23 protein-coding genes are annotated in these 26592 nt (G+C 51.4%); 12 read left to right on the top strand and 11 right to left on the bottom strand.

Features of this window, described 5'->3' with window-relative positions:
• Positions 1–11 precede the first annotated feature (11 nt).
• The 7 genes from NeNHUV3_RS08155 to NeNHUV3_RS08125 form a co-directional block, all read right to left on the bottom strand.
• Complete coding sequence (locus NeNHUV3_RS08155) at positions 12–1352, bottom strand: amidase (protein WP_391480836.1); 1341 nt, start codon at positions 1350–1352, stop codon at positions 12–14.
• A complete protein-coding gene (locus NeNHUV3_RS08150; protein ID WP_048598590.1) occupies positions 1349–2716 on the bottom strand; it encodes a TRAP transporter large permease subunit in 1368 nt (455 codons plus the stop codon). The genes NeNHUV3_RS08155 and NeNHUV3_RS08150 overlap by 4 nt, the downstream gene beginning before the upstream one ends.
• 34 nt (positions 2717–2750) lie before the next feature.
• A complete protein-coding gene (locus NeNHUV3_RS08145; protein ID WP_391480835.1) occupies positions 2751–3341 on the bottom strand; it encodes a TRAP transporter small permease subunit in 591 nt (196 codons plus the stop codon).
• A 108-nt stretch (positions 3342–3449) separates the two neighbouring features.
• A complete protein-coding gene (locus NeNHUV3_RS08140) occupies positions 3450–4544 on the bottom strand; it encodes a TRAP transporter substrate-binding protein (protein WP_391480834.1) in 1095 nt (364 codons plus the stop codon).
• Between the two features lie 247 nt (positions 4545–4791).
• Positions 4792–6243 carry a heme biosynthesis protein HemY gene (locus NeNHUV3_RS08135; RefSeq protein WP_391480833.1) on the bottom strand — a complete coding sequence of 484 codons (1452 nt, stop codon included), beginning with the start codon at positions 6241–6243 and terminating at the stop codon, positions 4792–4794.
• A gap of 11 nt (positions 6244–6254) precedes the next feature.
• Entirely contained in the window at positions 6255–7406 is a 1152-nt protein-coding gene (locus tag NeNHUV3_RS08130; protein WP_391480832.1) for a COG4223 family protein, read from the bottom strand.
• 59 nt (positions 7407–7465) lie between these two features.
• Complete coding sequence (locus NeNHUV3_RS08125) at positions 7466–8191, bottom strand: uroporphyrinogen-III synthase (protein ID WP_391480831.1); 726 nt, start codon at positions 8189–8191, stop codon at positions 7466–7468.
• Positions 8192–8215: 24 nt separating this feature from the next.
• Here NeNHUV3_RS08125 and tsaD point away from each other — a divergent pair, with 24 nt between their 5' ends.
• Genes tsaD through NeNHUV3_RS08105 form a run of 4 tightly spaced genes read left to right on the top strand, consistent with a single transcriptional unit; the run spans position 8216 to position 10939 of the window.
• Positions 8216–9310, top strand: a complete 1095-nt coding sequence (tsaD, locus tag NeNHUV3_RS08120; RefSeq protein ID WP_391480830.1) for a tRNA (adenosine(37)-N6)-threonylcarbamoyltransferase complex transferase subunit TsaD — start codon at positions 8216–8218, stop codon at positions 9308–9310.
• Entirely contained in the window at positions 9307–10248 is a 942-nt protein-coding gene (locus tag NeNHUV3_RS08115; protein ID WP_391480829.1) for an NAD(P)H-dependent glycerol-3-phosphate dehydrogenase, read from the top strand. Before tsaD ends, NeNHUV3_RS08115 begins: the two co-directional genes overlap by 4 nt.
• Positions 10248–10523: a YciI family protein gene (locus NeNHUV3_RS08110; protein ID WP_391480828.1), complete on the top strand. Its 276-nt coding sequence runs from the start codon at positions 10248–10250 to the stop codon at positions 10521–10523. Before NeNHUV3_RS08115 ends, NeNHUV3_RS08110 begins: the two co-directional genes overlap by 1 nt.
• Positions 10520–10939 carry an EVE domain-containing protein gene (locus tag NeNHUV3_RS08105; RefSeq protein ID WP_391480827.1) on the top strand — a complete coding sequence of 140 codons (420 nt, stop codon included), beginning with the start codon at positions 10520–10522 and terminating at the stop codon, positions 10937–10939. The genes NeNHUV3_RS08110 and NeNHUV3_RS08105 overlap by 4 nt, the downstream gene beginning before the upstream one ends.
• Positions 10940–11170: 231 nt before the next feature.
• Here NeNHUV3_RS08105 and NeNHUV3_RS08100 read toward each other — a convergent pair whose 3' ends face one another.
• Both NeNHUV3_RS08100 and ahcY read right to left on the bottom strand, forming a co-directional pair.
• A complete protein-coding gene (locus tag NeNHUV3_RS08100; protein ID WP_048598581.1) occupies positions 11171–11512 on the bottom strand; it encodes a DUF2853 family protein in 342 nt (113 codons plus the stop codon).
• A gap of 191 nt (positions 11513–11703) precedes the next feature.
• A complete protein-coding gene (gene ahcY, locus NeNHUV3_RS08095) occupies positions 11704–13095 on the bottom strand; it encodes an adenosylhomocysteinase (protein WP_391480826.1) in 1392 nt (463 codons plus the stop codon).
• 112 nt (positions 13096–13207) lie between these two features.
• On the opposite strand from ahcY, the gene NeNHUV3_RS08090 reads away from it, so the two are divergent.
• On the top strand, positions 13208–13798 hold the full coding sequence (locus NeNHUV3_RS08090) for an HD domain-containing protein (protein ID WP_391480825.1): 591 nt from the start codon (positions 13208–13210) through the stop codon (positions 13796–13798).
• A 1-nt stretch (position 13799) separates the two neighbouring features.
• Here NeNHUV3_RS08090 and NeNHUV3_RS08085 read toward each other — a convergent pair whose 3' ends face one another.
• Positions 13800–14354 (bottom strand): ActR/PrrA/RegA family redox response regulator transcription factor, encoded by a 555-nt coding sequence (locus NeNHUV3_RS08085; protein ID WP_048598579.1) that lies wholly within the window; start codon positions 14352–14354, stop codon positions 13800–13802.
• Positions 14355–14416: 62 nt separating this feature from the next.
• On the bottom strand, positions 14417–15031 hold the full coding sequence (locus NeNHUV3_RS08080) for an SCO family protein (RefSeq protein WP_391480824.1): 615 nt from the start codon (positions 15029–15031) through the stop codon (positions 14417–14419).
• A 102-nt stretch (positions 15032–15133) separates the two neighbouring features.
• Here NeNHUV3_RS08080 and regB point away from each other — a divergent pair, with 102 nt between their 5' ends.
• From regB to addA, 7 genes are all read left to right on the top strand, one after another.
• Entirely contained in the window at positions 15134–16534 is a 1401-nt protein-coding gene (gene regB / locus NeNHUV3_RS08075; RefSeq protein WP_391480823.1) for a sensor histidine kinase RegB, read from the top strand.
• Positions 16535–16605: 71 nt separating this feature from the next.
• The gene (locus tag NeNHUV3_RS08070) at positions 16606–18069 is read left to right on the top strand and encodes a hypothetical protein (protein WP_391480822.1); all 1464 of its coding nucleotides are present in this window, start codon (positions 16606–16608) and stop codon (positions 18067–18069) included.
• A gap of 39 nt (positions 18070–18108) precedes the next feature.
• Positions 18109–18588: a tRNA (adenosine(37)-N6)-threonylcarbamoyltransferase complex ATPase subunit type 1 TsaE gene (gene tsaE, locus NeNHUV3_RS08065; protein WP_391480821.1), complete on the top strand. Its 480-nt coding sequence runs from the start codon at positions 18109–18111 to the stop codon at positions 18586–18588.
• Positions 18509–19588, top strand: coding sequence for an aminoglycoside phosphotransferase family protein (locus tag NeNHUV3_RS08060; protein ID WP_391480819.1), 1080 nt, complete (start codon positions 18509–18511; stop codon positions 19586–19588). Before tsaE ends, NeNHUV3_RS08060 begins: the two co-directional genes overlap by 80 nt.
• The gene (locus NeNHUV3_RS08055) at positions 19567–20244 is read left to right on the top strand and encodes a nucleotidyltransferase family protein (protein ID WP_391480818.1); all 678 of its coding nucleotides are present in this window, start codon (positions 19567–19569) and stop codon (positions 20242–20244) included. Before NeNHUV3_RS08060 ends, NeNHUV3_RS08055 begins: the two co-directional genes overlap by 22 nt.
• Positions 20241–23183: a double-strand break repair protein AddB gene (gene addB, locus NeNHUV3_RS08050; RefSeq protein WP_391480816.1), complete on the top strand. Its 2943-nt coding sequence runs from the start codon at positions 20241–20243 to the stop codon at positions 23181–23183. The genes NeNHUV3_RS08055 and addB overlap by 4 nt, the downstream gene beginning before the upstream one ends.
• The gene (gene addA / locus NeNHUV3_RS08045; RefSeq protein ID WP_391480814.1) at positions 23180–26548 is read left to right on the top strand and encodes a double-strand break repair helicase AddA; all 3369 of its coding nucleotides are present in this window, start codon (positions 23180–23182) and stop codon (positions 26546–26548) included. Before addB ends, addA begins: the two co-directional genes overlap by 4 nt.
• Positions 26549–26592: the final 44 nt, after the last annotated feature.

Raw genomic sequence — 26592 nt, 5'->3', positions numbered from 1 at the left:
GGTCCTCTCAGTTACTCGGCTGTTTCAGATAAATAGGTTTGTAGCCATCGCGCCGTGCGCAAAAGCCGGTCATCTTTTTCAGGTGGCCCAATAAGTTGCACACCGATCGGTAGCCCATTGTCACCAACGAGAAGAGGAAGGCTGATACATGGCAGCCCCGCAAGCGTCCACAGAGTACAAAAAATCGGATCGCCTGTGCCGTCTCCAAACTTTGGAGCCTCGCCAGCAGCTGACGGCGCAATGACCGCATCATAATCCAGAAAGAAGTTCATAAAGAAAGACTCAGCGGACCCTTTGACAGCTAGCGCATCTTCATACTCAGTTTTTGTGATTTTACGCGCACGCTCAATGATGGGTTTTAACGTATCACTGATCTGATCCCAGTGCGTATCGAAAACCTCTGCTTGGTGATGGGCAATTTCATATTCGTGGATACGCGCTTGCACCATGACAAGATCAGATAGGGTATCTGCGGGCTCCATCTTGGTCACTTTAGAGCCAAGAATGTCTAGTACCGCTTCCATGCCCTCACGCGCATCGCCGGAAAGACGCTCGTTAAAGGGCAGGTCAAACCATGCAAACTCGGGCGTGACCAATGCCTCGGCCTGCGCTCCTTCAAGCATCTTTGGACGCGGGCGCGCAAAGCTAACTTGATCATTTTGATCGTAGCCTCCGATTGCATCGGTCAACAGGGCAACGTCTTCAAGACTGCGACCAAAGCAACCCACTTGATCAAGCGAAACTGACGTCTGCAAAACGCCACTGCGAGAAATCACGCCGCGTGTAGGTTTGAACCCAAATGTTCCGCAGAATGATGCGGGACGGATAACGGAACCATTTGTCTGGGTACCAATGGCCAGCGGCACATGCATCGCTGCAACCGCAGCTGCCGAACCACTTGATGAACCACCAGGGCTGTGGTCGGCGTTATGGGGATTACGGGTTTCGTTTGCGTGCACAAAAGCCAGTTCAGTGGTCACGGTTTTACCCATGATCACAGCACCTTCTTCGCGCAAACGTTCAACCAAACGGGCTACGTGTTCCGTTTGCCGTCCGGCAAAGATCGATGTTCCGCGCTGTGTTGGCATTTTGGCGGTATCGATGATGTCTTTCAGGCCAACCGGAATGCCATGAAGACGACCCGTTGCCATACCTGCTCTGCGAAGTCGGTCACATTCAGCCGCTTGGGCAAGTGCTGCATCAGGATCGAGGAAAGCCCACGCTTTGATAGCTTCGTCGGTTTCCGTAATGCGCGCCAAGCAAGACTTGACCAGTTCAACAGAACTAAGGCGTCCCAAGGCGATGGCATCCACCGCCTCGGTTGCAGTTAGTTTATAACTATCTGGGATCATGGAATGTATGGTCCAAAGAGATAGTCAGGGAACCACAATGCGATGCCTGGGAAGTTATACATCAAGACCATCGTCAAAATCACAATGCCCAAGTACGGCATGATACCGCGGAAGATGTCCATCAACTCAATTTTGTCCTTGAGGACCCCTTTGAGATAATAGGCGGACATCGCCATGGGTGGTGTCAGGAACGAAGTCTGCAGGTTCAACGCAATCAACATCGCAAAGAAGTAGGGGTTTACACCAAATACCTCGAGAAGCGGCAAGAAGATTGGCACGAAGATGATCAGGATCTCAGACCATTCCAGCGGCCATCCCAGCAAGAAGATGATGATTTGAGCAAGGATCAAGAATTCCCACGGCTCAAGATCAAGTCCACCAACCCAATCTGCAATGATGTCGTGACCACCCAAGTACGAAAAGACCGATGCAAACGTCCACGAACCAACGAACAACCAGCACACCATCGCGGTTGCTTTTGCGGTCAGGAAGACGCTTTCCTTCAGCTTTTCCCACGTCATGGAGCGATAAAGTACCGCCAACACCATACCGCCCAAAGCACCCATAGCAGCGGCTTCAGCCGGTGTCGCAAGACCACCAAGGATTGAACCAAGAACAAGCGCAATCAAAACAGTCAGCGGCACAAAGCTTACCAAAAGGTCTTTATAGATTTCGCGGGGTGGTGGCACATTTTCCATGGTCGGTTTTGGCGCCAATGCAGGATTAAACCAAACACGTGTGATCACGTACACAATGTAGAGACCCGCCAACAATAAACCGGGGAACACCGCAGCTGCATAAAGTCGCAAGGGCGACAAATCTGCGATCGCCGCATAGACGATAAGCATGATGGATGGCGGGATCAAAATACCCAACGTACCACCGGCACAGATCACGCCAGACGCAAAGCTTTTGTTATAGTTGGCATTTGCCATTGCGGGAAACGCCAACAAGCCCATCAGTGTTACAACCGCGCCAACAATCCCAGATGCCGTTGAGAACACCGCACAAGTAAGCAAGGCGGCAATTGCAAGACTGCCCGGCAAGTTGCGTGCAGCCATGTACAAAGAGAAGAACAGCTTATCGACGATGTTCGCCCGCTCAACCACGTAGCCCATAAACAGGAACAACGGGATCGCAACCAGGATCGGGTTTTCCATCACAGAATACGTGTTCTGGTTCAGTAGGTAGAAAATGTTGTTGTTGAAAATATCCGAGAACGTCTCGATCGGACCACCTTGGTGGTACGCATAATATCCAAATGCCACACCCATCGCGAGGAGTGTAAAAGCAATCGGAAAGCCAAGAAGTACAAGGAAAATGAACAGCCCAAGCATCAACAGGGCGACTTCAGGATTTGACATCTTTTTATATCTTTCTATTCGCTCTTATGGCGGTTCATTTATTAGAAGGCGTAGCTGACTGGATCGCGTCCAGATCAATATTCGCCAACAAATCTTCAGTTTCTTTGACGTCAGCCAAACGCTCGGGCCAAGCACCGGTGCGCATCGCCATCACGCAGCGCGCAAGCTCCGCACAGCCTTGGAGCACCAACAGCGCACCAGATAGCGGGATCAAAGATTTGAAGAAATAAATTTGAATACTGGCAGGGCTGTTAAAGCTCACTTCTTTGTAGCGCCAGCTATCAGAAGCGATCTCGTAACCATACCAAGCAAGGGCAATGACGCCCGGAAAGAAGAATAGGAAATAAAGCACAAAATCCAACGAGGCTTGAACTTTGATCGGTAGTAAACGGTACACAACATCAGCACGCACGTGCGTGTCCTGCGCCAGTGCATACGCACCGCACATTAAGAACAAAGCACCGTACATCTGGATCATCATATCAAACGCCCAAACAGTCGGCGAATTCAGGACGTATCTTACGAACACTTCGTACGATACGGACAGTGTGAGGATGAGAATGCACCACCCAAAGGCACGTCCAACCCACAGGCTCAGTCCCTCAATGGCATAAACGATTTTCATGTGTCTGTCGCTCCCCTACAGATCATGTGAATTATTGGCGCTCGTCAATTGAGCGCAAATGTCCGGGCGCAATAAAGCACCCGGACACACCGTTTCTAAACTAAGCGATTAACCGAAGTAGTGGTTGTACGCCAGTTTGTAATCAGGCTGGTTCATGTTGAGGTAGTTCATCACATCTTTGGCGTATGCCTTCTGTGACTCCATAACCTTCGCGAAGAATGGATCGTCGCCCGCAATGCGGTTTGCAACTTTGTCCCATGCTTCGAGCTGCGCTGCCATAACAGAATCTGGTGTACGGTATACGTTCACGCCGTCCTGCTCTTGCAGTTTGATCAGATCGTCTGAGTAACGCTTTGTGTTGCCCCAGTAGAAGCCGGAGTTTTCAGCCATTGACGCGTTACGGATGATCGCCTGGTGCTCAGGTGACAGGCCGTTGAACTTGTCTTTGTTGAATGTAACTTCGAAGCACTCTTGGCTCTGGTGGTATGATGCCAAGTGGTAGTGCTTGGAAACATCTTGCATACCAAAGTCACGGTCAGATGTTGGGTTGTTGAATTCAGCCGCGTCAATTAGACCAGATTTCATCGCTGGCTGGATTTCACCGCCAGGCAACTGCACAACTGACATGCCCATTTCGAGCAGAACGTCAGCAGCAAGACCAACAGTACGGTACTTCAGACCATTCATCTGGCTTGCGTCTTTAATTTCTTCTTGGAACCAACCAAGTGGCTGTGCTGGCATCGGTGAGTTGAAGAAAGACACAACGTTCAAGCGCAGGCTATCCATCAGCTCATCAAAGAGCTCTTGACCACCACCTGCGTGGATCCAGCCGAGCATCTCTTGGCTTGACCAGCCAAAGCACGGGCCTGTGCCGAAGAGTGATGCGGCTTTGGACTTGCCGTACCAGTAGGCTGATACGTAGTGCGCTGCATCAAGAACGCCGCGGTGTACCGCGTCTTGCATCTGGCTTGTCTTAACGACGGAGTCGACAGACAGCACTTCAATGGTCAATGAACCACCAGACATTTCGTTAACGCGGCTTGCAAACGATTGTGCATTTTCAAGGAAAATACCGCCGCCCCAAGCAGCTTGCATTTTCAGTGTTGTGCCGTGGTTGGCCGCAACTGCTGGTGTCGCCAAAGCGGCAGCGCCGGCAACAGCCGAGCCGCGCAAAAACTTTCTGCGGTTAAGTGTATTTGTCATAGTCCCTCCCAAGGAATCGATCAGCGCAACCCATTATGGGGTCGCTTATTTTTTCGGCTTCACATCACAGGATAACGAAACTTACTAACCTCTGATAACGAAGCTATGCTTCTTGGCATTCCAAGAATGTTAGGGAGACTAGAACAATTATTTCCCGAAACAAGCCCTTGATTAACTTAAATTAACTCTGACAGGGCTAATCGCTAAAATTTAATAAGGAGCACGCCGAAAAATAGTTTGAACGCAGTCAGTATTTCTCCGATGCATCTACGCCAGTTGACGCCTCATCAATGACTTCGGCATCATCCACATCGGACGCTGAGGGCGTGCCAACAAGCAAAGGCAGCATTTCCGTAGATGATGGCATCGTCGCGTCAGAAGTCGTTGGAGTACGCCACGCAAGCGTATCAAAAGCACCGCAATTTGAGCAGGTCGGCGCCCATTCTGCGTGAATATTTTGACAGTTCTCACAAACCCACTGCGGGCCACGCGGGGCAGTTAGCGCCTTCGTCAACCAACCGCGCACAACATCATCACTGGCACCTTGGCCACGCTCAATCGCCGCTAGAATTGTTAGACTGCGCGTTGTCGCATTGCTTTCCGCCAAATCACCCATCGCAGCGCGCGCTGCTGGAAAATCTTCAGCCGCGATATGAAGCTCAGCAAGCAGCATTTTTGTTTCGGCGTGATCAGGGGCAACGCGGGTCAATGCTTTGAACCGCTTGAGGCGCTCAGTCGGAGTTTCTTCGGGCGCAATTCGTGCAAAAGCAGCCGCTAGATCAGGATGAGGATGCGCGCCCCACGCCTTTTTCAAAACCCGCGCCGCGTACTTTCCTTCACCGGCTGCGATATAAGAATCCGCGGCCAAGACCGCCGCCGGAATTAGATCTGGCGATAGCCGGTTTGCCTCAATCGCCGCCTCTTTCACTTCGATCGTGCTATCATCTGCAACAATCGCCTTCGCTTCTGACAGCGCCAGAACCGCATCGCGGCGTTTGTGCACATCACGCGGCAACGATCCATGCTTCAACTTCGCAGTCAGCGTTTTGCGCGCGCCGCTCCAATCCTCTTTCTGGGCCTGAAGTCGCAACAAAACGTCCTGCGTTTCTTCATGCTTAGGCTTCAAAGCGAAAGCCTTCTCAGCCAAGGCCAAGGCCGTATCCGTATCACCAGCAGCTAATTTTTGGCGCATAATTCCACGTACACCCACAAAGCGGGTCTGATCATTCTGCAAAAGCTCTTTGTAAACTTGGTTCGCTTTTTTGGTATCACCAACCATCTCTGCCGCTTGCGCGGTGATCAAATTTGTGAGCTCGGGTTTACGTAGATACCGCTCAGCTTTGCTAGCCTTTGACATCGCCAAGCGCCCCTCGCCTGACGCAAGCGCCATCATGCCTTCGGACAAGGCATCAAATCCTTTACGCTCGCGGTTACGCACAAAATAACGAGACAGCGCTGTTTCATCCCCATTAATGAACCGAAGCACAGCACCAATCAGGCCTAACACTTTCAACACGATGTAAAGCGCGGCGACCAACACCGCAAAAGCAATGGCTGTTTGAAGGGGGCCAAATGTCCGCTCAACCCCATTGAAGGTAATCTGAACACCGCCCTCCATTTCCAAAAGTTGAACCGCACCAAACGCGAGGGCAGCCACACATGCAACAAAAACAAGAATTTTAGTAAGGGACCAAAGCATAATGCGTGACCTCAGTTCGATTTAAGGGATGCTGCCAATTGAGCAGCAGCAGTACTGGCATCAAGTCGGCGCTTTACAGCTTCAGCCCACGGCGACAAAGCAGATTTAGACGTCTCTGGAAGCGTATCCAACTCGCCCAGCGCATCATTCAACGCACCTTTGCGCACAGCAGCTTCAACACGCGACAGCACAGCATCGGCATCCGACCCTTCACGCGGCGTCACAGAGCGCGCTCCGGTCTGACGATCCAGAAAAGCTGACAGCTTTCCAACAGTGGTTTCGGGAACTGGCGTTTCTGAGCGTGCCGCAGCAAGCGCCTGACGTGCAAGTGGTGGAAATTCATCCTGCAAAGAAGCCAGCGCCGGAACACCAGTGCTTGCGACAGCTTGCAAAACTTCCGGCACAGTAGCCGTGCTCGCTTGTGAAAAATCAGCCAAAGCCGAACCAAAAGGCGCACCAGTTTCGATAGCCGCCTGAACTCGGGACAATGCAGCACGCGCCTGCGCAAAAAGCGCCTCTTCAACGGCGGCGGCTTCAAGCTGCACCACACTTGTTTGAGTTTGCTCGGTTTGTGCCTGAAGCTGTTCAGCCAGTGCTGCTATTTTCAAACTCTGCGCGTTGATCAAATCTTGTACCGCTGCAATATCAACTTTCGCTGCGCTGTCTGTCACAACGGGAAGATTAGCAATTTGATCCGCTAACGCGGCACGCGCAGCCGCGCCATCTTCCGCCGCTTCGTTCAATTGAGATTGAAGTGCGGCGATGTCATCAGCCATCGCAAACTCGGTCAAGCGTTGCTCAAGGTTATCCAAAGCCACCTTTTGGTCCGCAACTGTTTCTGCAAGTGTGCTATCGCGTTGTAAAAACTCAGGAAGCGCATCGTTTGAAATAATATCTGCACGCCCCCCGACAAAACCAAGCAAAGCCACCACAACACCTGCACCCAGCATCGGCAAAATACCGCCCTTTGGACTGGTTTTCGTATCGCTAGGCTCTTCTTTTGGCGTCTCATCCTGCTCAACAGCTGCTTCGTCAGAACCTTCCTCGTCGGGTGTACTGTCCGTTTCGTGAGTATCATTGGCAACTGCGTCTACGACCGTTTCATCCAACACAGGGTCAACTTTTTCAGTGATCGGTTCTTCTTCAGATGTCTTTTCGGCCACCTAGTTAACTCCCTCGAATCTTGCTTACGCTCAACAATACACTAATCAATCGCGTCACATCAGCCAGATATCTGTTTGCTCAAGTCATCGCAGATCACTTGCACCGCCACAAGAAGCCCCGCCGCATCCGTCGTCGATGCCACCACGGTCTTCGCAAAACTGCCCGCCAACGGCGCCGCAGCAGATGAACTAATCGCCACAAGCGTTGACATCGCTTTGTTTCCCGCAACATGCTTTGACAGAACCTCGGCTGCATTTGCAGAGAAAGCGGTCACAATAGTTCTTTGCTCGCAAAGTATTTTAGACACAACATCTGCGGGTAGCTCTTTGGCCACCTGTCTGTACGCCACGATATCACGAACGACCAAACCCGACGCTGCCAAAGCATTTGAAAAGCTGAGCGTTGTTTGTTCGCCGCGGACATGAACCAACGGTCCTGATGACTGAGCCTTGAGCAAGATAATCAAGTCCAATGCATCACCATCCGCAGACACAGCGCGATAGCCCGCGTCCAATGCAAGCTCAGCGGTGCGCTGACCAACACAAAAAGCCGTTCGGCCCACCCCGTCCGGCGCAAGACGCACAGCGTTACGCGAGGTGAAGATTACCTGCTCATCATGGGTAAACTCGATTGCTTGAGAAAGCGGCTCAATCTCTACAAGCGGTGCACAAACTATCTCTACGGCTGCGCCAAGCGTCATGCGCGCCTGCTCTGCAAACTGAGCCGCGTCAGGCTCAGGGCGGGTGATGATCACTGTGGGGCGAGCAGAAGGCATTGTTTGCATATCGCGCAAATGGTAGCTGGCAGCATGATGACACGCAATGGCCCCCCTCTGACCATCTTGGGTCTTGAAAGCAGCTGTGACGATACCGCAGCGGCAATCGTACAAGTGGGCACTGAAGGGCCAAACATTCTGGCGCAGGTAGTTGAAGGTCAGACGCAGCTTCACAATGATTTTGGCGGTGTCGTTCCTGAGATTGCCGCGCGCGCGCACACTGAAAAGCTGGATGGCTGTGTGGCGAAAGTGCTGGAACAGACGAGTAAAAGTTTAGATGATATCGACGCAATCGCGGTAACATCTGGACCAGGTCTTATTGGTGGGGTCTTAGCTGGTGTCATGTGCGCAAAAGGGCTTTCCGCAGGATCGGGAAAACCGCTGATCGGCGTTAATCATTTGGCGGGTCACGCCTTAACGCCACGCCTAAGTGACGGTATTGCGTACCCCTATTTGATGCTGCTTGTCTCGGGCGGGCATTGTCAGTTTTTAGAAGTGAAATCACCAACAAGCTACAGACGCCTTGGCGGCACAATTGATGACGCCCCCGGTGAGGCGTTCGACAAAACGGCGCGTCTTTTGGGACTGGCACAACCGGGCGGACCATCGGTAGAAAACGAAGCGAAAAACGGCAATCCTAAAGCCTATAAATTGCCACGCCCACTTTTGGACCGTGACGGCTGCGACATGTCATTTTCTGGTCTCAAGACTGCTTTGTTGCGCGCGCGTGACGCTATTGTTGAAGAACACGGCGGGTTGCCGCAAACGCATCGACGTGATCTTTGCGCCGCGTTTCAAAACGCCGTCACAGATGTGTTGGTGGAAAAAACACAGCGCGCCATCGCCCTTTGCCCAGATGCTACGGCCGTTGCGGTTGCCGGGGGCGTAGCTGCCAACATGACCATTCGTCAGGGCTTGGTTGCGCTTTGCAATGCCCAAGATCTACCATTTGTAGCGCCGCCCCTAAGCCTGTGTACGGATAATGCGGCCATGATCGCCTATGCTGGCGCAGAACTTTTTGCACTAGGCCACTACGACGATTTGACCTTATCAGCGCGCCCCCGATGGCCGCTCGATCAAACCGCGGCACCAATGCTTGGCTCAGGCAAAAAAGGAGCCAAAGCATGACCATCACCATTTTGGGTTCAGGCGCTTTTGGCACCGCACTTGCCATTACTTTGGCTACGAACGACGACATTAGTTTGGTGGCGCGGGACGCTAAAACGGCGGCGCAAATCGATGCGGATCGGGAAAACAAACGTCGGCTACCTGGCTACAAGCTGCCGTCCAATGTGACCGTTACGAACAAGCTGCCTGGCGAAGGTACCGTATTGATCGCAACGCCCACACAGCAGCTGTCGACGATATTACTTCAAGAGCAGGCAGCATTGCGAAACAGGCCACTGATAGCTTGCTGCAAGGGTGTAGATTTAAAATCGGGACTTGGGCCAGTTGGCCTGATGCAAAAGGCCGATCTTGGTGGGCCCGTTGGTATTCTGAGCGGACCAAGCTTTGCCAAGGACATCGCCGCAGGCCTTCCAACAGCGCTTACCCTTGCCTTGAGCGATGAGGGCATAAACCTCCAAAACGCCCTGAGCACGCCAACGCTTCGACTGTATCTTACCGATGATTGGCGCGGTGTTGAGTTGGGTGGTGCGCTAAAGAACGTGATTGCAATTGCATGTGGCGTGGCCATCGGATCAGGCCTCGGCGAAAGCGCGCGCGCGGCAATTCTGACACGCGGGTTCTCTGAAATGCGGACCTACGCAGAAGCCCTTGGGGCCAGAACTGACACGCTTATGGGCCTGTCTGGCTTAGGTGACTTAACCCTAACCGCGTCGTCAGAAACCTCGCGCAATTTTAGGTACGGACTGGGGATTGGCGCGGGTAACACCTGGATATCTGAGGAAACTGTCGAAGGCGCAGCAACTGCGAAAGCAATGGCATCCCTAAATCATGGTAAAATGCCGATTATTGAAACCGTAGCGGCACTTGTAGACAAACAAATCACCGTCCAAGATGCGGTCAAATCACTTTTGAATAGACCCTTAAAGAAGGAAAGCTAATGCTTGTAAGCCTGATAGCTAAAGACAAAGACGGCGCACTTGATGTGCGCAAAGCGAACCGGGATGCGCATCTTGCGTACATCAAGTCGACCGGTGTCGTGCAGCAAGCGGGTCCAATTTTGAGTGACGCGGGCGAGATGATCGGCTCGGTCGTTATTCTGGACGTGCAAAGCATGGCTGACGCCAAGGATTGGGCAGCATCAGACCCCTATGCACTTGCTGGTCTGTTTGAGAGCGTGGAATTGCTTCACTGGAACAGGGTCATTGGCGGATGAACTACTGGCTGTTCAAATCTGAGCCAAGTGCGTGGAGTTGGGCGGATCAGGTCGCCAAAGGCGACACTGGCGAAGAATGGGACGGCGTGCGCAATTATCAGGCGCGTAATTTCATGCGTGAAATGGCTGTCGGTGACCGTGGCTTCTTTTATCATTCACAAGATGAAAAGGCGGTCGTGGGGATCGTTGAGATCATTTCAGAAGCACACCAAGATAGCACAACAACGCAAGACCGCTGGCAATGCGTGGACATCAAGGCGATCAAAGAACTGCCCAGCCCTGTTTCACTGGCCGAGATCAAAGGTGATCCGTTCTTTGATGATATGCCACTGGTGAAATCGCCAAGGTTGTCCGTACAGCCAGTGGCGAAGGAACATTGGAAGAAGATTTGTCAGATGGCTGGGTGCGAAACATAAAATGAGGGGTCCAACCCCTTGGACCCCTCATTCACCCCACGTGCTCCCTAGCACCACACGTGTTCAAATATAAAAGGTCCAAACCATTCTTGGTTCGTATTGATCGTCTACCTACTCTAACCTTTAGGTGCAAGCTTTTGATATATAAAATATCTTTTAAATTCAGTACATTAAGAGACTATTAACTAACGTAAAAAGGGCGCCCTAAATACAGCGCCCCTTCATAACCAATCAGCCGTAGACAGCTTCTTTTCCAAAATGCTTTGTCAGCATGTAGTAGACTACCGCACGATATTTACTGCGCTCCGACATACCATAAGTTTCTAAAACTGATGTAATCGCCGCATCAAGTTCGGGACTATCTGCAAGGCCCAGCTTTTTGATAAGAAAATTGTTCTTAACCGTTTCAAGCTCTGCTGGCTGACCTGCGGCTACGGTGGACGCATCAGCGTTATAGATCGCCGGACCACAGCCAATTGTCACTTTGGTCAACAGATCAATGTCAGGTGTCATCCCGCATTTGTTCTTCAAGTCATCAGCATATTTCGCAATTAAATCGTCGCGCTTACCCATACCGTAAGTCCCCTCGTTAAAATACTACCGGACAACCACCTTGGCCCCCGTTTGCGTAGGGTAAGCGCTAAGTCAGCCACGTTAAAGGGAAAATTTAAGTGCTGTATGACGCCGCGCATTTCACCCAGACCTTAAACGCAAAACGCCGCCGGTTTGACCCAGCGGCGTTTCAAATACTTTTCATCGTAAGCTTAGTAGCGGTAATGCTCTGGCTTGAATGGGCCCTCAGGTGAAACACCAATGTAAGCGGCTTGTTCTGGATCCAGTTGGGAGAGTTTCACGCCAATACGCTTAAGGTGCAAACGCGCTACCTTCTCGTCCAAATGCTTGGGTAAAATATAGACGTCGTTTTTGTATTCATTACCACGCACCCACAGCTCAATCTGTGCAAGCACTTGGTTGGTGAATGATGCAGACATCACGAAAGACGGGTGACCCGTTGCGTTACCAAGGTTCAACAAACGGCCCTCTGAAAGCAAGATCAAACGGTTGCCTGACGGCATCTCGATCATATCCACCTGCTCTTTGATGTTTGTCCACTTATGGTTTTTCAGGGACGCAACTTGGATCTCATTGTCGAAGTGGCCGATGTTGCCAACAATCGCCATGTCCTTCATCTCGCGCATATGCTCGATGCGGATCACGTCTTTGTTGCCAGTTGTGGTGATGAAGATGTCAGCGGTGTCTACAACATCTTCGAGCAGAACCACTTCAAAGCCGTCCATTGCCGCTTGGAGTGCACAGATAGGATCAACTTCGGTGACTTTTACGCGCGCGCCCGCACCCGCGAGCGATGCAGCTGAGCCTTTACCAACGTCGCCGTAGCCCATGACAACCGCAACCTTACCAGCCATCATTGTATCAGTGGCACGGCGAATGCCATCAACAAGGCTCTCTTTACAGCCGTATTTATTATCGAACTTCGATTTGGTGACAGAGTCGTTCACATTGATCGCGGGAAACGGAAGCTGTCCTTGCTTTACCAGATCGTACAGGCGGTGAACACCAGTGGTCGTTTCCTCGGACACGCCCTTAATTTGGCCACGCATCTTTGTGAACCAGCCCGGGCTTTCCTTCATGCGCTTTTTGATCTGTGCAAATACAGCGACTTCTTCTTCGGATGTCGGCACCTCGATGAGGTCTGTTTCGCCGTTCTCAACGCGGGCGCCCAGCAGAATATACAAAGTCGCGTCGCCACCATCATCAAGGATTAGGTTCGGCCCATCTGGGAACATGAAAGATTTATCAAGGTAGTCCCAGTGTTCTTCCAATGACTGGCCCTTGATCGCAAACACAGGTGTACCACCTGCAGCAATTGCAGCCGCCGCGTGGTCTTGAGTGGAAAAGATGTTGCACGACGCCCAGCGAACATCCGCGCCAAGATACACAAGCGTCTCAATCAGAACCGCCGTTTGAATAGTCATGTGCAGAGAGCCGACGATACGCGCACCCGCCAAAGGCTTGGTATCACCATACTCTTCCCGTAGCGCCATCAGGCCCGGCATTTCCGTTTCCGCAATATCAAGCTCTTTACGGCCAAAATCAGCCAAAGAGATATCTTTAACAATGTAATCGTTCGCCATGATGGCCTCACTTTTCGTTTTGAATTTAACGGGCAGATAGCACTCCAGACCCATCTCGACAATGCGTAGAGGGGTCCTTAGTTTCGTGAAGTGATCTTACGGAGCGTATCTGATGAAACAACCACGAGCTTGGCAGCGTATGCTATCGGGACGGCGACTTGACCTGCTTGACCCGACACCGGTCGACATTGAGATCGAAGATATCGCTCACGGGTTGGCGTTTGTTGCCCGCTGGAATGGGCAGACGATCGGCGATTTCGCCTATTCCGTTGCCGAACACTCACTGCTTGTTGAGACGATTTTTTCCCGAATGAACCCCAGCGCCCCCGCAAAATGGCGGCTAGCAGCCCTTTTGCATGATGCACCTGAATACGTGATTGGCGATATGATTAGCCCCGTTAAGGCCGCCGTTGGACCGGGTTACAGTGCTTTGGATGAACGTCTTGAGGCAGCAATCCACATCCGCTTTGGCCTGCCCGCAAAAATACCAGTCGCTGTTAAGAAAAAGATCAAAAAAGCTGACCAGATCAGCGCATGGATGGAAGCAGTTCAGATCGCAGGTTTTTCCGAAGCCGAGGCAGATAAGTTCTTTGGCAAACCAAACGGAGCATTGATTGGCGATCTTGAAATCGTCCTTCGACCCGCACCCGTTGTGCGCGCAGATTACACCGCGCGCTACAACGCACTTATTGAACAGCTTTAGCTTATCGCGGGCTACGTTTTGCCAAAATGCGCTGCAACGTGCGCCTGTGCATGTTCAAGCGGCGTGCTGTCTCGGAAACATTTCGGTCACAAAGCTCATAGACACGTTGAATATGCTCCCAACGAACACGGTCCGCTGACATCGGGTTTTCTGGTGGTGGAGGCAATTCATCATCGCCAGATAAAAGTGCGTTGGTAATGTCGTTCGCATCAGCTGGCTTTGATAAATAATCAGTAGCTCCGATCTTTACCGCTGCAACAGCAGTCGCAATTGCACCGTATCCGGTCAACACGACGATACGGCTGTCGGGGCGGCGCGCGCGTAGAACCTCAACCACATCGAGACCGTTTCCATCACCTAACCGTAAATCCACAACGGCATATGCAGGCGGACGCGCAGTGGCGATCGCCTTGCCGCCTGCAACACTGTCAGAAGTCTCAACCGCAAAGCCGCGCTTTTCCATGGCTTTCGCAAGACGCTTTAGAAACGGCTCATCGTCGTCGACCAAAAGCAATGTCTTGTCTTCGCCAATTTCATACTTTGCTTCAGCCGACATAGTGATCTCCCAAACTGGTCTATGAGTGATGATATGGAGTGAACTGTTATGCGGTCAATTTCTTAGACTGCGTCCATCATGCAAGCCATCTGCTCTGCCATGCGGTCTGGTCGAATTTGCCTACCAAAAGGTTGAACGATACCTTGCTCAGGAAGCACAAAATAGCTCTGCGTAGAATGGTCGACCAAATAGTAATCTGGGTCACCTTCTTGGCGTTGGTAGAAAGTTTTGTACGCTCTGGATGCTACTTTCACTTGCTCAGGCGTACCCGTCAGTGCCGTCATATCTTCGCCAAAATTAAAGACGTAATCCGCCAAAACTTCAGGCGTATCGCGCTCGGGGTCAATGGAAATGAAAACAGGTTTCACATCTTTGCCCTGATCGGCCAAAGCATCAATCGCATCAACGTTTCGCACAACATCAAGCGGGCAAATATCAGGGCAGAACGTATAGCCAAAATAAACCAGCGATGGCTGTGTCAGAACATCTTGGTCAGTGACCGTCTCCCCTTTATGATTTACCAAAGTGAACGGTCCACCAAGCTGACCACCGGCAACAGCCATAACGTTGCACTGCTCAAATCTGTTGGATGGCGCCAAAATAGTTGTCGCCAAAACGCCAGCAATAACCAGTGCTGTTGTCGAAACACCCGCAGCAATAGCGAAACCCTTAGCCATAATTAACACCCTCTCACATTTCAAAAGTAGTCATGCCCGCTAAGTAGCAGGATATGGTAGGCTTTGATAAGCGACCATGGGTCACATTAAGGACAAATCAACGTGCCAACAAAACACGCATCCGAGATTGCTCTTTTTGAGGAAAGTGCACGCGCCAACTGGATCAGGATACGAACTCTGATCGGCTTAAGGTGGCTCGCCATTACCGGACAACTTGCTGCGATGGCGGTGGGGAAAATCTACTTCTCGCTCAGCCTTGATTTGGGGCTATGCCTGATGGTTGTTGGCGCAGGTATCATATTTAATCTGATCGCCACATTCGTACTCCCTGAAAACAAGAGGTTGGACGAGAACGAAGCGCTTTCGATGATCATGTTTGATCTTGGACAGTTGGCGCTTTTGCTCTTTTTGACCGGGGGTATGAACAACCCGTTTGCTGTTTTGCTGATCGCGCCAGTCACCATATCGGCCACAGCACTTAGCACCCGCTCAACAATTACTGTTGGTGGACTGACGTTGCTAGCGATTACCGCTCTCACAACGTTTTACGTACCGCTGCGAACCGCGCAGGGCTTCATCCATGAGATGCCGTCTATTTTGCTCTTTGGTTTCTGGGTATCGATGGGCGTTGGCGTGATCTTTATCGGACTTTACGCACGCCGCGTCACAGTTGAAATGAACACAATGTCCAATGCGCTAGTCGCTACTCAAATGGCCCTCGCCCGTGAGCAGAAATTGACAGACTTGGGGGGTGTTGTTGCTGCAGCCGCACATGAGCTTGGAACACCGCTCGCCACCATTAAACTTGTCAGTGCCGAGTTGATGGAAGATCTTTCCAAACAACCTGACCTTTATGATGATGCCAAACTAATCCGCGAGCAGTCGGAACGCTGTCGCGAGATTTTGCATTCGATGGGGCGCGCCGGAAAAGAAGATAAGCACCTGATGACAGCACCCATTTCAGCCGTTCTTCAGGAGGCCGCAGAGCCCCACATGAACCGCGGCAAGGCCGTTAATTTTGACGTTTCAGCAATTGATGACACGCACGACATTCCACAACCTCACATCAATCGTCGGCCCGAAATTATTCACGGACTGCGGAACCTTATCCAAAACGCGGTGGACTTCGCCGACACGCAAGTTTGGATCGATGTGCAATGGAGCGATACCGAAATAACACTGCGGATCACTGATGATGGCGACGGGTTTTCACAGCAGGTGTTTAACCGGATTGGCGATCCATTTGTTAAACGCCGCAACTCACAAACTGATCAGCAAAAAAGACCAGGTTATGAAGGAATGGGGCTCGGTCTATTTATTGCCAAAACACTGCTGGAAAGATCAGGCGCGACCCTGCGGTTTTCAAATGGATCAGATCCTACCATTGAGTCATCCACACCACTCAACCGAAGCGGCGCAATCGTCGAAGTGTCATGGCTAGCCTCCAAAATAGTCAGCGACAAAACAATGTCACTTGGCGAAAATGAGCCATTTGACGTCTAAAACTTTGGCTTGTTAATATTTTCTTTAATTTCGTTTTCTAAATACTCTGTCAGTAGTTTCACGGAGTAACGATGGCGTCTTTTGTATTTTTTTCCGCCTGCCTTGTGTTTTTTACGGCAGCCAATTGGTGGATTAGTTCATCCACCCTAACAGCCCAAAAACCAACTTATTCACTCGGCACAAATGACGAAAGGCGAACGATTTTTCTTTTTGAAGACGGGTATCTGGTTGATGCAACAAACACCGCTAAGGCATTGCTAAAGGATATAAGCCAGCCCAGTAACCTTGATGATTGGGCCCACTTCAAATCAGCCGTTACTGATGATTTTGCTGATCTAGATGCGCATGCTGAAACTGCCGTATCCTTGGGTCACTCAACCCTGAAATCACATAGGGACGAACGGCTGTCGCTTACCTTCGAGGCTATTCACACCCTCATTCGTGTCGAGCTTCAAGGCACAAGCGTCACACAGAAAACATCAGCAGATCGAACTTTGTCAGCGCCTTTTCTCGTTTGGGAGGAAAATGAAGCAGGTGAGATCGTTTGGGCTAACGAAGCGTACTTGAAGCGTTGCGAACATATTGAAACATGGCCCCTACCGAAGTTGCTCGTTACCACCGGCTTGAAGCAAAAACCTTCGGGTACTCAGCAGCGAATATCACAAGTTCACAGCCAAAAATTGGTAGAGTGGTATGACGTTTCACATGAAGTCTTGGAAGCAGGGTTTCGGTTCTACGCCTCACCAGCGGATCAAGTTGTTGAAGCAGAAGCAAAGCTGGATCAATTTCGCCAATCTATGGCAAAAACATTTGCCGCGCTGTCATGTGGGCTGGCTCTGTTTGATCGTGATGACAGGCTTACCGTCTTCAACCCAGCACTAGCCGATAAATATGCGCTTCCAATAGATTTTCTATTGCGACGCCCATCACTTGATATGTTCCTTCATAAACTACGCGAACTTCGGCTTACCCCTGCGGACACCCGCTTTGAGGACTGGGCCGCAGCCCTCACACCCGACGAAAAAAATGCGGTTGCGACTACCTCGTGGGCCACAAAAAAAGGTCGCAAATTAACAGCCGCCGTGATGCCTCACGCGGAAGGGTCGCGCGTGATCTCGATTGAAGAGACGCCGGACATGAGCGAGGTCATTCAAGGACTGCAGGCCGAAAACATAGCGCTGAAAGAAGCACTTGATCTAATTCCTGAGCCAACTTGCATTATTGATCAGGGCAAAAAAGTATGCGCCGCCAACTCAGCCTTCCGCGTGCAATGGGAAGACAAATTAAACTATCCAATCAGTGCGGCCACAAGCATCGGCAAGCGTGCGAAACATACAGATAAGTGGGACCAAATGCGCGCAGCCCTCAACAAACCAATGTCCGTTCATCATTGGAAAAGCCAATTGGCTCTAGAAGGTAACAACTCAGTCGCGCTGAATATTGATCGAAAGGCAAGTGGGCACATGCTCGTGCATTTCTCAGAACGACCAAGCGACACATCCGCAGTAGAAAATACAAGCATGGCCGCACTTTAACGCCTTGCGACTGTAAGGTGACGGTCTAATGTGCAGGGTATGGCCTCAACCCTGTATCACACCGAGACAACCTCGCCCGACCAGACGGCAGACTTAGCCGTCAGTATTGGCCAAGTTCTAAAGGCTGGGGACTGCCTGCTTTTGGTTGGGTCAGTCGGGGCCGGAAAGTCACTTTTCGCCCGCGCGCTAATACAGTCTTTGCAAGACACGCCAGAAGATGTTCCAAGCCCAACATTCACAATTGTTCAGACCTATGAAACCAAACTGGGTGATCTTTGGCATTGTGATCTTTACCGTATTTCAAGTCCTCATGAAGTGATTGAGCTTGGCCTAGATGATGCGATGGCTACTGCCGTCACGCTCATCGAGTGGCCTGAAAACTTGGCAGACCTAACACCGCCGGGTGCACTTACCATCCGAATTAACGATCTTGGCGGTGATGTCCGAAAGTTATCATTCGAAAGTACAGATGCGGATTGGGCAGCATCTCTTCAGAAAGTTTTTGAAAATGCGGTGTAAACTGGCATCTGAATTCATCGCCAAAACACAATGGTCAGATGCAGAAATGGCTATGATCGCAGGCGATGCTTCAAATAGAAAATACTACCGCCTTAGAAAAACCAATAGTGCTGAAACCGCCATTTTAATGGACGCGCCGCCTGAAAAGGGGGAGAATGTTGTACCCTTCGTTCTTATTGCCCAACATTTGGAAAGTATTGGACTGAATCCACCGTCCATATACGCCAAGGATGAGGCAAACGGATTCCTTCTGCTCGAAGATTTAGGCGATGACTTACTGGCAAAACTTGCAGCCAATGGGTCAGAATTTGATCTATACAAAGCCGCTGTCGATGCGCTCCTTCACCTGCACCAATCACGGCTGCCAGAAGCGCCGCTAGAAAAGTATTCTGCGGCGGAGATGGCCCCGCTCGGATGTCTTTCTCTAGAGTGGTACGCTCAAAATGCCGGAGCAATGGATAACGCCAAGGCAGAGCTAGAAACGGCTTTATTTACTGCGATAGAAGCAACTGAAACCGCCACGCCAGTTCTTGTTTTACGCGACTACCACGCTGAAAATCTACTCTGGACGCCTATGTTTGAGGCCCCGAAAAACATCGGCCTTCTAGATTTTCAAGACGCTCGGGTTGGCCAGCCAACATATGATTTAGTCTCACTGCTCGGCGATGCCCGCCGCGACGTATCAATACCAGTGCGTGATGACCTACTGCAATATTATCAATCCGAAAGCGGCATCGACCCTGATAAATTTAGCGCCAACTGTGCTGTACAAAGTGCGCAACGAAACCTGCGCATTCTTGGTGTCTTCGCACGGCTTTGTATCCGTGACGGAAAACCATCCTACCTAGATTTTATTCCGCGCGTTTGGGCCAGCCTACAACAGGATCTGCAACATCCAAGCCTTTCGTCGGTAGCACAGATTGTAATCCAAAATATTCCTGAGCCAACGCCCGAAATCCTAAACCTATTGAGACATAAATGCCCAACAAACCATCACTGATGTTGTTTGGTGCGGGCTTTGGCACACGTATGGGCGATCTTACAAAGACAACGCCAAAGCCATTGATTTCCGCGGCGGGCAAGCCGCTAGTGGATCATGCTATCGAAATTGCGCATGAAGCAAAAATCGAAAACATCGCCATAAACACTCACTATCTTGCTGAACAGATTCAAGATCACTTTCTCGGAACCGGCATCAAGGTCGTTCACGAAGTACCAACTATTCTTGAAACGGGCGGCGGGTTAAAAAATGCCTTAAGCATTCTGGGCAAAGACCCCGTTATCACCATGAATACCGATGCTGTTTGGCGAGGGAATAACCCGATTAGTGAACTGCTGTCCCACTGGAAACCCAACAAAATGGATGCACTTCTACTTTTATGTGACCCCAGTCGGACAAACGGCCATGAGGGTGGAGATTTCACCCTTGATGACCACAGCGTAATCTCTCGCGGTGGGCCTTTTGTCTACAGTGGGCTACAAATCATAAAGACAGATGCTCTATCCCAAATAGAGCAAACATCCTTTTCGATCAGCAGACTTTGGGACATATTTAAGCAGTCTGGTACCCTAAAGGGTCATGTATACTCGGGCGAATGGTGCGATGTTGGCCACCCCGAAGGCATAAATATTGCAGAACGAATGTTAGTTAAATGATGTTTCCCCAATCCCCGACACCAAGAGTATTTCACCTTCCCCTTGGCTGTGATTTTCCAAAAACCATTGCACGCGGGCTTGAACAGCGACTGCATGGACATGATCCGATGTCATGGGCAAAGACCACGTTAATATTTAATACCCGTCGTTCGGAACAGCGTGTCACAGAATTGCTTGCCTCTGGCCCAGCGCGCCTTTTACCGAGGATCAAGCTTCTTTCAGGTCTTGATGATACACCAGAAACACGCGCCATACCCCAACCTGTATCACGCATTCGCAGACATCTGGAGCTTGCCCAACTGATTGATGCACTGCTCACGGCTTCGCCAGAGCTTGCGCCCCGCTCTGCCCTGTTTGACCTTGCAGATAGCCTTGCCCGTCTCACTGATGAGATACAAAGTGAGGCGGTTGATCCAGAAGCTATAAGAAACATTGATGTGTCGGATCATTCTGCACATTGGCAACGTACGCAGCAATTCTTGACAATTGCACAGCAATATCTGGCAGAAACGTCTCTACCCGATAAAGAAACCCGTCAAGGCATGGTAGTCGATGCGCTTATTGGGACTTGGCTCAAAAATCCGCCAGAGCATCCTATCATTCTTGCCGGCTCCACGGGGTCTCGCGGGACAACGGCAAGGTTGATGCGCGCCATCGCAAGCCTGCCACAAGGCGCTGTCATCCTGCCGGGTTTTGACACCTCAATGACCACTCGCGATTGGGCAAACCTATCATCAGAGAAACACAAAGCTGAGGATCATCCGCAGTACCGCCTGAAAGCGTTTATGGATGAGGTCGATGTAAGTCCGGATCAAGTACAGCCGTGGGATGAAACAGTGTCAGCGGAGCAGTCCAAACGGACGCAACTGATATCACTGGCCCTGCGCCCCGCGCCAATCACGGATCAATGGCTTAGCGAAGGTCCAAAACTTGGTGATTTGGAAGAGTGCTGCGAAGATATCACGCTTCTCAACGCCCCATCGCCACGGCTTGAAGCGCAAGCGATATCGATCGGTATTCGAGACGCCGTTGAGCAAGGCAAAACGGTAGCGCTTATTTCACCTGATCGCACCCTGACACGCCGCGTTAGCGCTGCGCTCGACAGGTGGCGCATTCGGGCTGACGACAGTGCTGGCATCCCGCTACACCTCACAGCACCAGGCCGACTGCTAGATCAAACAGCACGCCTTATGGGCGAACCTGTTACCGCCGATACGCTGTTAGCATTGCTTAAAAACCCTCTGGTCTTTTCAGGCGGGGATCGTGGTAACCACCTTAGGTGGACGCGGAACCTTGAAATATACATCCGCAAATACGGCATGCCTTTTCCCACTGAAGAACTGCTTGTGGCATGGGCAAACGGTGAAAAAGACGAAGGTGTTGGCACGTGGGCCAGCCTTATAGGGCGGGCAGTTTCTGTCTTCTCAGCCACTACCACACAACCTTTGCCCGATCTCATTAAGGTACACCTCAAGTACGCCGAGCTATTGTCAACGGGCGACAGCTCTCAGAGCGATGGCGCGCTTTGGTTGCGCGACGAAGGTGAGAAAGCGCTGCAAACCGTGACGCTTCTCCAGCAAGACGCGGTCTATGGAAACGACCTATCCCCTCGCGATTATCAGGCCCTATTCCACCGTATTTTAGCAAATGAAGAAGTCCGCGACCGGGAACAACCACGACCAGACGTTTTTATTTGGGGTACCCTTGAGGCACGTGTTGGTGGCGCAGATATTGTTATCCTTGCTGGACTGAATGAAGGAAGCTGGCCAGAAGCTGTGGCTCATGATCCATGGCTCAACCGCAAAATGCGAAACGAGGTTGGCCTGCTATCTCCTGATCGTAAACTTGGCTTATCTGCGCACGACTTCCAAATCGCAGCGGCAGGGCCAAAAATATGGCTGTCGCGCTCAGCCCGCAGTAGCGATGCCGAGACAGTCCCATCCAGATGGTTGAACAGGATTACAAACCTTGTTCAGGGCCTACCAAAGCAAAACGGTGAGGCGGCTTATAAAGGAATGTTGGCGCGCGGCGATAAATGGCTCCGGCTCGCTATTGAATTGGAAAAACCACAACAGAAAGTTGCACCGGCCAAGCGCCCTGCCCCGCGCCCGCCTGTAAGCGCCCGGCCCCGCCATTTGTCGGTCACTCGGTTCAAACACCTGATCCGCGATCCCTACAATGTCTACGCGCGCGACATCCTCAAACTAAAGCCGCTCCATTCTCTGCGACGATCCGCTGACGCATTGCTGCGTGGAACCGTAGTTCACTCTGTATTTGAGGAGTTCATCAAGCAGAACAGGATACAGACGCCAGATCCCGTCGACACACTTCTCAATATCGCCGAGGAGGTGTTGGCCAAAAAAGCGCCTTGGCCAACGGCTCAACGTCTGTGGCTGGGGCAGCTAAGCCGCATTGCGCACGAGTTTGTTGAACAGGAAAAAGTCAGGCAGCAATACGGGGCGCCAACCCTTCTAGAGCAAAAGGGAAAGCTTACGTTTGCCGACATATCGTTCGACCTCACCGCCCAAGCGGACCGGATCGACATGACCGAAACGGGTGGGGCCATTATCTACGACTACAAAACAGGTACCCCGCCACAGAAAAAACAACAGCTTCTGTTTGACCGTCAGCTTTTGCTTCAAATGCTGATGATAGAAGAAGGTGCGTTTTCTGAATTAGGGCCTGTGTCCGCTGAAAGCGGTGTGTTTCTAAAAGTGGGTTCGTCACTACAAAGCACGCCAGCTCCTATTGATGAGACCTCAATTACGGAGATCAAAACAGAACTACGCGCGCTTATTTTAGCCTATGACAACCCGGATCAGGGATATCTTGCGCGCCGGCAAACTGAAAAAGACACCTATGCAAACGAGTACGATCACCTCTCGCGATTTGGGGAGTGGGACGTCACGGACGAACCGAACCCAGAGGTGCTGAAATGAGTATCCCGAACGACGCAAGCCTGCGGCAAATTCAGGCCGCCCGCCCCGATATGTCGACGTGGCTTGCCGCAAATGCTGGCTCTGGAAAGACACGCGTTCTCACAGATCGGGTCGCGCGCTTGCTTCTGTCCGGTGTTCCGCCAGAGCGCATATTGTGCCTGACCTACACCAAAGCCGCCGCCAGCGAGATGCAGAACCGCCTGTTCCAAAGGTTAGGCGATTGGGCAATGAAGCCCGAACCCGATCTGCGTAAGGAATTAATCGGACTGGGTGTTAATGATGCTTGGTCAGATCATGATCTGAATAATGCGCGGCGCTTGTTCGCCCGTGCGATCGAAGCACCTGGCGGGCTCAAAATTCAAACGATCCACTCGTTTTGCGCCACACTTTTACGGCGGTTCCCCCTTGAGGCCAGCGTGTCGCCCCAATTCACCGAAATGGAAGACCGTGCAGGGGTGCTGCTACGCGAAGCTGTTTTGGACGATATTGCGACCGGCCCAAATCGGCACCTTCTTGATGCTTTGGCGATGCAAATTACCGATCAAGATTTTGAAAAACTCGCGCGCGATATCATCAAGAACAAAGCCTTGTATGCAGCTGATATATCGATTGAAGACGTATTGGACCTGCCTTCTGGAACGACCGAAAAGTCATTAGTTGATCAAGCTTTTCACGGGTCTGAAGGCGATCTCTTTACCGCCCTAATTCCAATTTTACGCACATCGTCAGCCAACGATACCAAGCTTGCTGACGCGCTGAATGCCATAAAAACGTTCGATTACGCCGCTATTTCAGAGCTTGCAAAGCCACTTCTTTTTCATAGTGGCGCCAATAATCGGCGCGCCAAAATTGGACGCGCTCCAACAAAGGCGATCGCGGAAAAGCATCCTGAACTCACCGCACAACTTCATGATCTGATGCAGCGTATTGAGGACGCGCAAGAACTGAAATTAAAGCTCGATGCAGCCCACAAAACCAAAGCCCTACATGCTTTTGCGCGCGTCTTTCTACCAAAATATGAGGATGCCAAAACAGTCCGTGGATGGCTTGATTTTGATGATCTAATTGAGAAAACAAACGATCTTCTGTCCAATCAAAGTATGGCGTCATGGGTTCTGTTTCGTCTCGATGGCGGCATTGACCACATCCTCGTGGACGAGGCGCAAGACACCAGCCCAACCCAATGGAACGTCATTGAAAACCTTGCCTCCGAATTCACCAGCGGTCTTGGCGCACGTGATGATGTAGAGCGGACTATTTTTGTGGTCGGTGATCCCAAGCAGTCAATCTATTCGTTCCAAGGGGCCAAACCCGCGGGCTTTTCTGAAATGCGCAATAGCTTTCAAAGCAAGCTGGAAAGCATCCAAAAACCCTTTCAACCACTACAGCTTGAATACTCGTTCCGCTCATCGGCAGCAGTTTTGAGCAGCGTCGACAAGGTCTTTTCAAAAGGTGACACGACAAGCCTAGGCGGCACAGTTTTACACAAGGCGTTCAAAGCTGAACTGGCTGGCCGCGTGGATATTTTTTCAGTGGTTGAGCCACAAAAAACCGAGGATGATCTGCCCTGGCACACGCCCCTCGACCGTAAATCACCACAAGACGCAACGGTGATATTGGCCAAACGTATTGCAGCGCGAATTCGACATATGATCGATACGAAAGTTGGTATTCCTGACGAAGAAACACCGAACGTGTTCCGTCCCGTTCATGAGGGCGATTTTCTAATTCTCGTTCGTAAAAGGTCAGCGATTTTCCACGAGCTGATCCGTGCCTGCAAAACAGAAGGTCTGAAAATTGCGGGCGCTGACAAACTGAAAATTGCAGGCGAGTTGGCGGTCAAAGACCTCACTGCGCTGCTTGCCTTTTTATCGACGCCCGAAGATGATCTCGCGCTTGCGGGGCTGCTGAAATCGCCCCTGTTTGGCTGGAGCGAGCAAGACTTGTTCGATCTGGCCCATCGCCGCGCTGCCAAAAAATATCTTTGGCAAGAAATGCGGGACAGGCGCACTGAGTTTCCTGAAACTATGGAAGTGCTTGATGATCTGCGAAATTCATCGGATTTTCTTCGCCCCTTTGATCTTCTGGAAAGTGCCCTTACACGTCACGATGGTCGGCGAAAGCTAATCGCCCGCTTGGGTGAAGAGGCCGTTGACGGCATTGATGCGCTGCTCGACCAAGCACAGTCGTACGAGCAAAACGACGTACCAAACCTGACCGGCTTTTTGACGTGGCTCGAGGCAGAGGACGTTGAGATAAAACGACAAGCCGAAAGTGCAGGTGACCAAATCAGAGTCATGACCATCCATGGCGCTAAGGGGCTGGAAGCGCCGATTGTTATTCTCCCTGAAACAGGCGCACAGAAAAGCCAGTTCCGCGACCCGACCATCAACAAAGACGGCACCGCTGTTTGGAAGCCCGCCACCGCAGACATGCCCGAGTGTCTTGAGGCATCCGTGGAGGAGGCAAAGCGCCTGTCTGCCGAAGAAAGTGACCGATTGCTGTACGTGGCAATGACCCGCGCTGAAAAGTGGCTCATGATTGATGGCGTGATGGACCCTGCGAAAACGACAGATACGTGGTACGGGCGCATCGAAGACGCGGTAACTGAACTTGGTGCAAAGGCGGCGCAGCTTGGCGATGAAACACCTTTCCGCTTTGAGGTTGGCACTTGGGCCGCCACAGATGCGCCTACAACAGCTAAGCATGCCACATCCGTTTCTATACCAACCCACCTGACGCTCAATCCAACAGCGCCTGATGCGAAACAACGCCCACTTTCGCCGTCCATGCTGGGTGGCGCAAAGGCTCTATATAGCGGATCAGACACTCATTTTGACGAAGAAGCCGCGATGCGTCGCGGTACACTCATACACTTGCTTCTCGAATATTTGCCCGACGTGCCTCGGCCTGCATGGCAGGAACAGGCGAAACAACTCTTACTAACCAACGATGCCTTTGCTGTCGGTCCGCTTGCTGAGGAAATCATTCAAGAAGCCATAAACGTCTTAACTGCCCCGCACTTAGAATTTTTGTTCTCTGATCGCGCAATGGCAGAGGTTGGCATTACATCACCGCTTTCTCAGCTTGAGGGAAAGCAAGTGTTGGGAACGATTGACCGACTAATCGATCAGGGCGACCACATTCTTGCGGTCGATTTTAAATCAAACGCGATCATTCCCGAAAACCCTCAAGATACGCCCCTAGGCCTTTTGCGCCAAATGGGTGCCTATGCAGCAGCTTTAGAGGCGGTTTTCCCCAACAAACCGATCAAGACGGCTCTTCTATGGACCAAAACCGCTGAGTTGATGGAGCTTCCCCACGATATGGTGATGCAGGCACTGGAAACGACCCCCATATCTTGACGCTGTGCCCGCCCACTCTTAGGTTCACAGCAACGCAGATCTCA

It is taken from the genome of Nereida sp. NH-UV-3, from assembly GCF_042939535.1.
Classification (GTDB): domain Bacteria; phylum Pseudomonadota; class Alphaproteobacteria; order Rhodobacterales; family Rhodobacteraceae; genus Nereida; species Nereida ignava.
This window is presented reverse-complemented; position numbering and strand designations above follow the sequence as displayed.

Coding starts and splice junctions, on each gene's coding strand:
- NeNHUV3_RS08155 (WP_391480836.1), bottom strand. CDS start 1,352: ATGATCCCAGATAGTTATAAACTAACTGCAACCGAGGCGGTGGATGCC.
- NeNHUV3_RS08150 (WP_048598590.1), bottom strand. CDS start 2,716: ATGTCAAATCCTGAAGTCGCCCTGTTGATGCTTGGGCTGTTCATTTTC.
- NeNHUV3_RS08145 (WP_391480835.1), bottom strand. CDS start 3,341: ATGAAAATCGTTTATGCCATTGAGGGACTGAGCCTGTGGGTTGGACGT.
- NeNHUV3_RS08140 (WP_391480834.1), bottom strand. CDS start 4,544: ATGACAAATACACTTAACCGCAGAAAGTTTTTGCGCGGCTCGGCTGTT.
- NeNHUV3_RS08135 (WP_391480833.1), bottom strand. CDS start 6,243: ATGCTTTGGTCCCTTACTAAAATTCTTGTTTTTGTTGCATGTGTGGCT.
- NeNHUV3_RS08125 (WP_391480831.1), bottom strand. CDS start 8,191: ATGCAAACAATGCCTTCTGCTCGCCCCACAGTGATCATCACCCGCCCT.
- tsaD (WP_391480830.1), top strand. CDS start 8,216: ATGATGACACGCAATGGCCCCCCTCTGACCATCTTGGGTCTTGAAAGC.
- NeNHUV3_RS08115 (WP_391480829.1), top strand. CDS start 9,307: ATGACCATCACCATTTTGGGTTCAGGCGCTTTTGGCACCGCACTTGCC.
- NeNHUV3_RS08110 (WP_391480828.1), top strand. CDS start 10,248: ATGCTTGTAAGCCTGATAGCTAAAGACAAAGACGGCGCACTTGATGTG.
- NeNHUV3_RS08105 (WP_391480827.1), top strand. CDS start 10,520: ATGAACTACTGGCTGTTCAAATCTGAGCCAAGTGCGTGGAGTTGGGCG.
- NeNHUV3_RS08100 (WP_048598581.1), bottom strand. CDS start 11,512: ATGGGTAAGCGCGACGATTTAATTGCGAAATATGCTGATGACTTGAAG.
- ahcY (WP_391480826.1), bottom strand. CDS start 13,095: ATGGCGAACGATTACATTGTTAAAGATATCTCTTTGGCTGATTTTGGC.
- NeNHUV3_RS08090 (WP_391480825.1), top strand. CDS start 13,208: ATGAAACAACCACGAGCTTGGCAGCGTATGCTATCGGGACGGCGACTT.
- NeNHUV3_RS08085 (WP_048598579.1), bottom strand. CDS start 14,354: ATGTCGGCTGAAGCAAAGTATGAAATTGGCGAAGACAAGACATTGCTT.
- NeNHUV3_RS08080 (WP_391480824.1), bottom strand. CDS start 15,031: ATGGCTAAGGGTTTCGCTATTGCTGCGGGTGTTTCGACAACAGCACTG.
- NeNHUV3_RS08070 (WP_391480822.1), top strand. CDS start 16,606: ATGGCGTCTTTTGTATTTTTTTCCGCCTGCCTTGTGTTTTTTACGGCA.
- tsaE (WP_391480821.1), top strand. CDS start 18,109: ATGGCCTCAACCCTGTATCACACCGAGACAACCTCGCCCGACCAGACG.
- NeNHUV3_RS08060 (WP_391480819.1), top strand. CDS start 18,509: ATGTCCGAAAGTTATCATTCGAAAGTACAGATGCGGATTGGGCAGCAT.
- NeNHUV3_RS08055 (WP_391480818.1), top strand. CDS start 19,567: ATGCCCAACAAACCATCACTGATGTTGTTTGGTGCGGGCTTTGGCACA.
- addB (WP_391480816.1), top strand. CDS start 20,241: ATGATGTTTCCCCAATCCCCGACACCAAGAGTATTTCACCTTCCCCTT.
- addA (WP_391480814.1), top strand. CDS start 23,180: ATGAGTATCCCGAACGACGCAAGCCTGCGGCAAATTCAGGCCGCCCGC.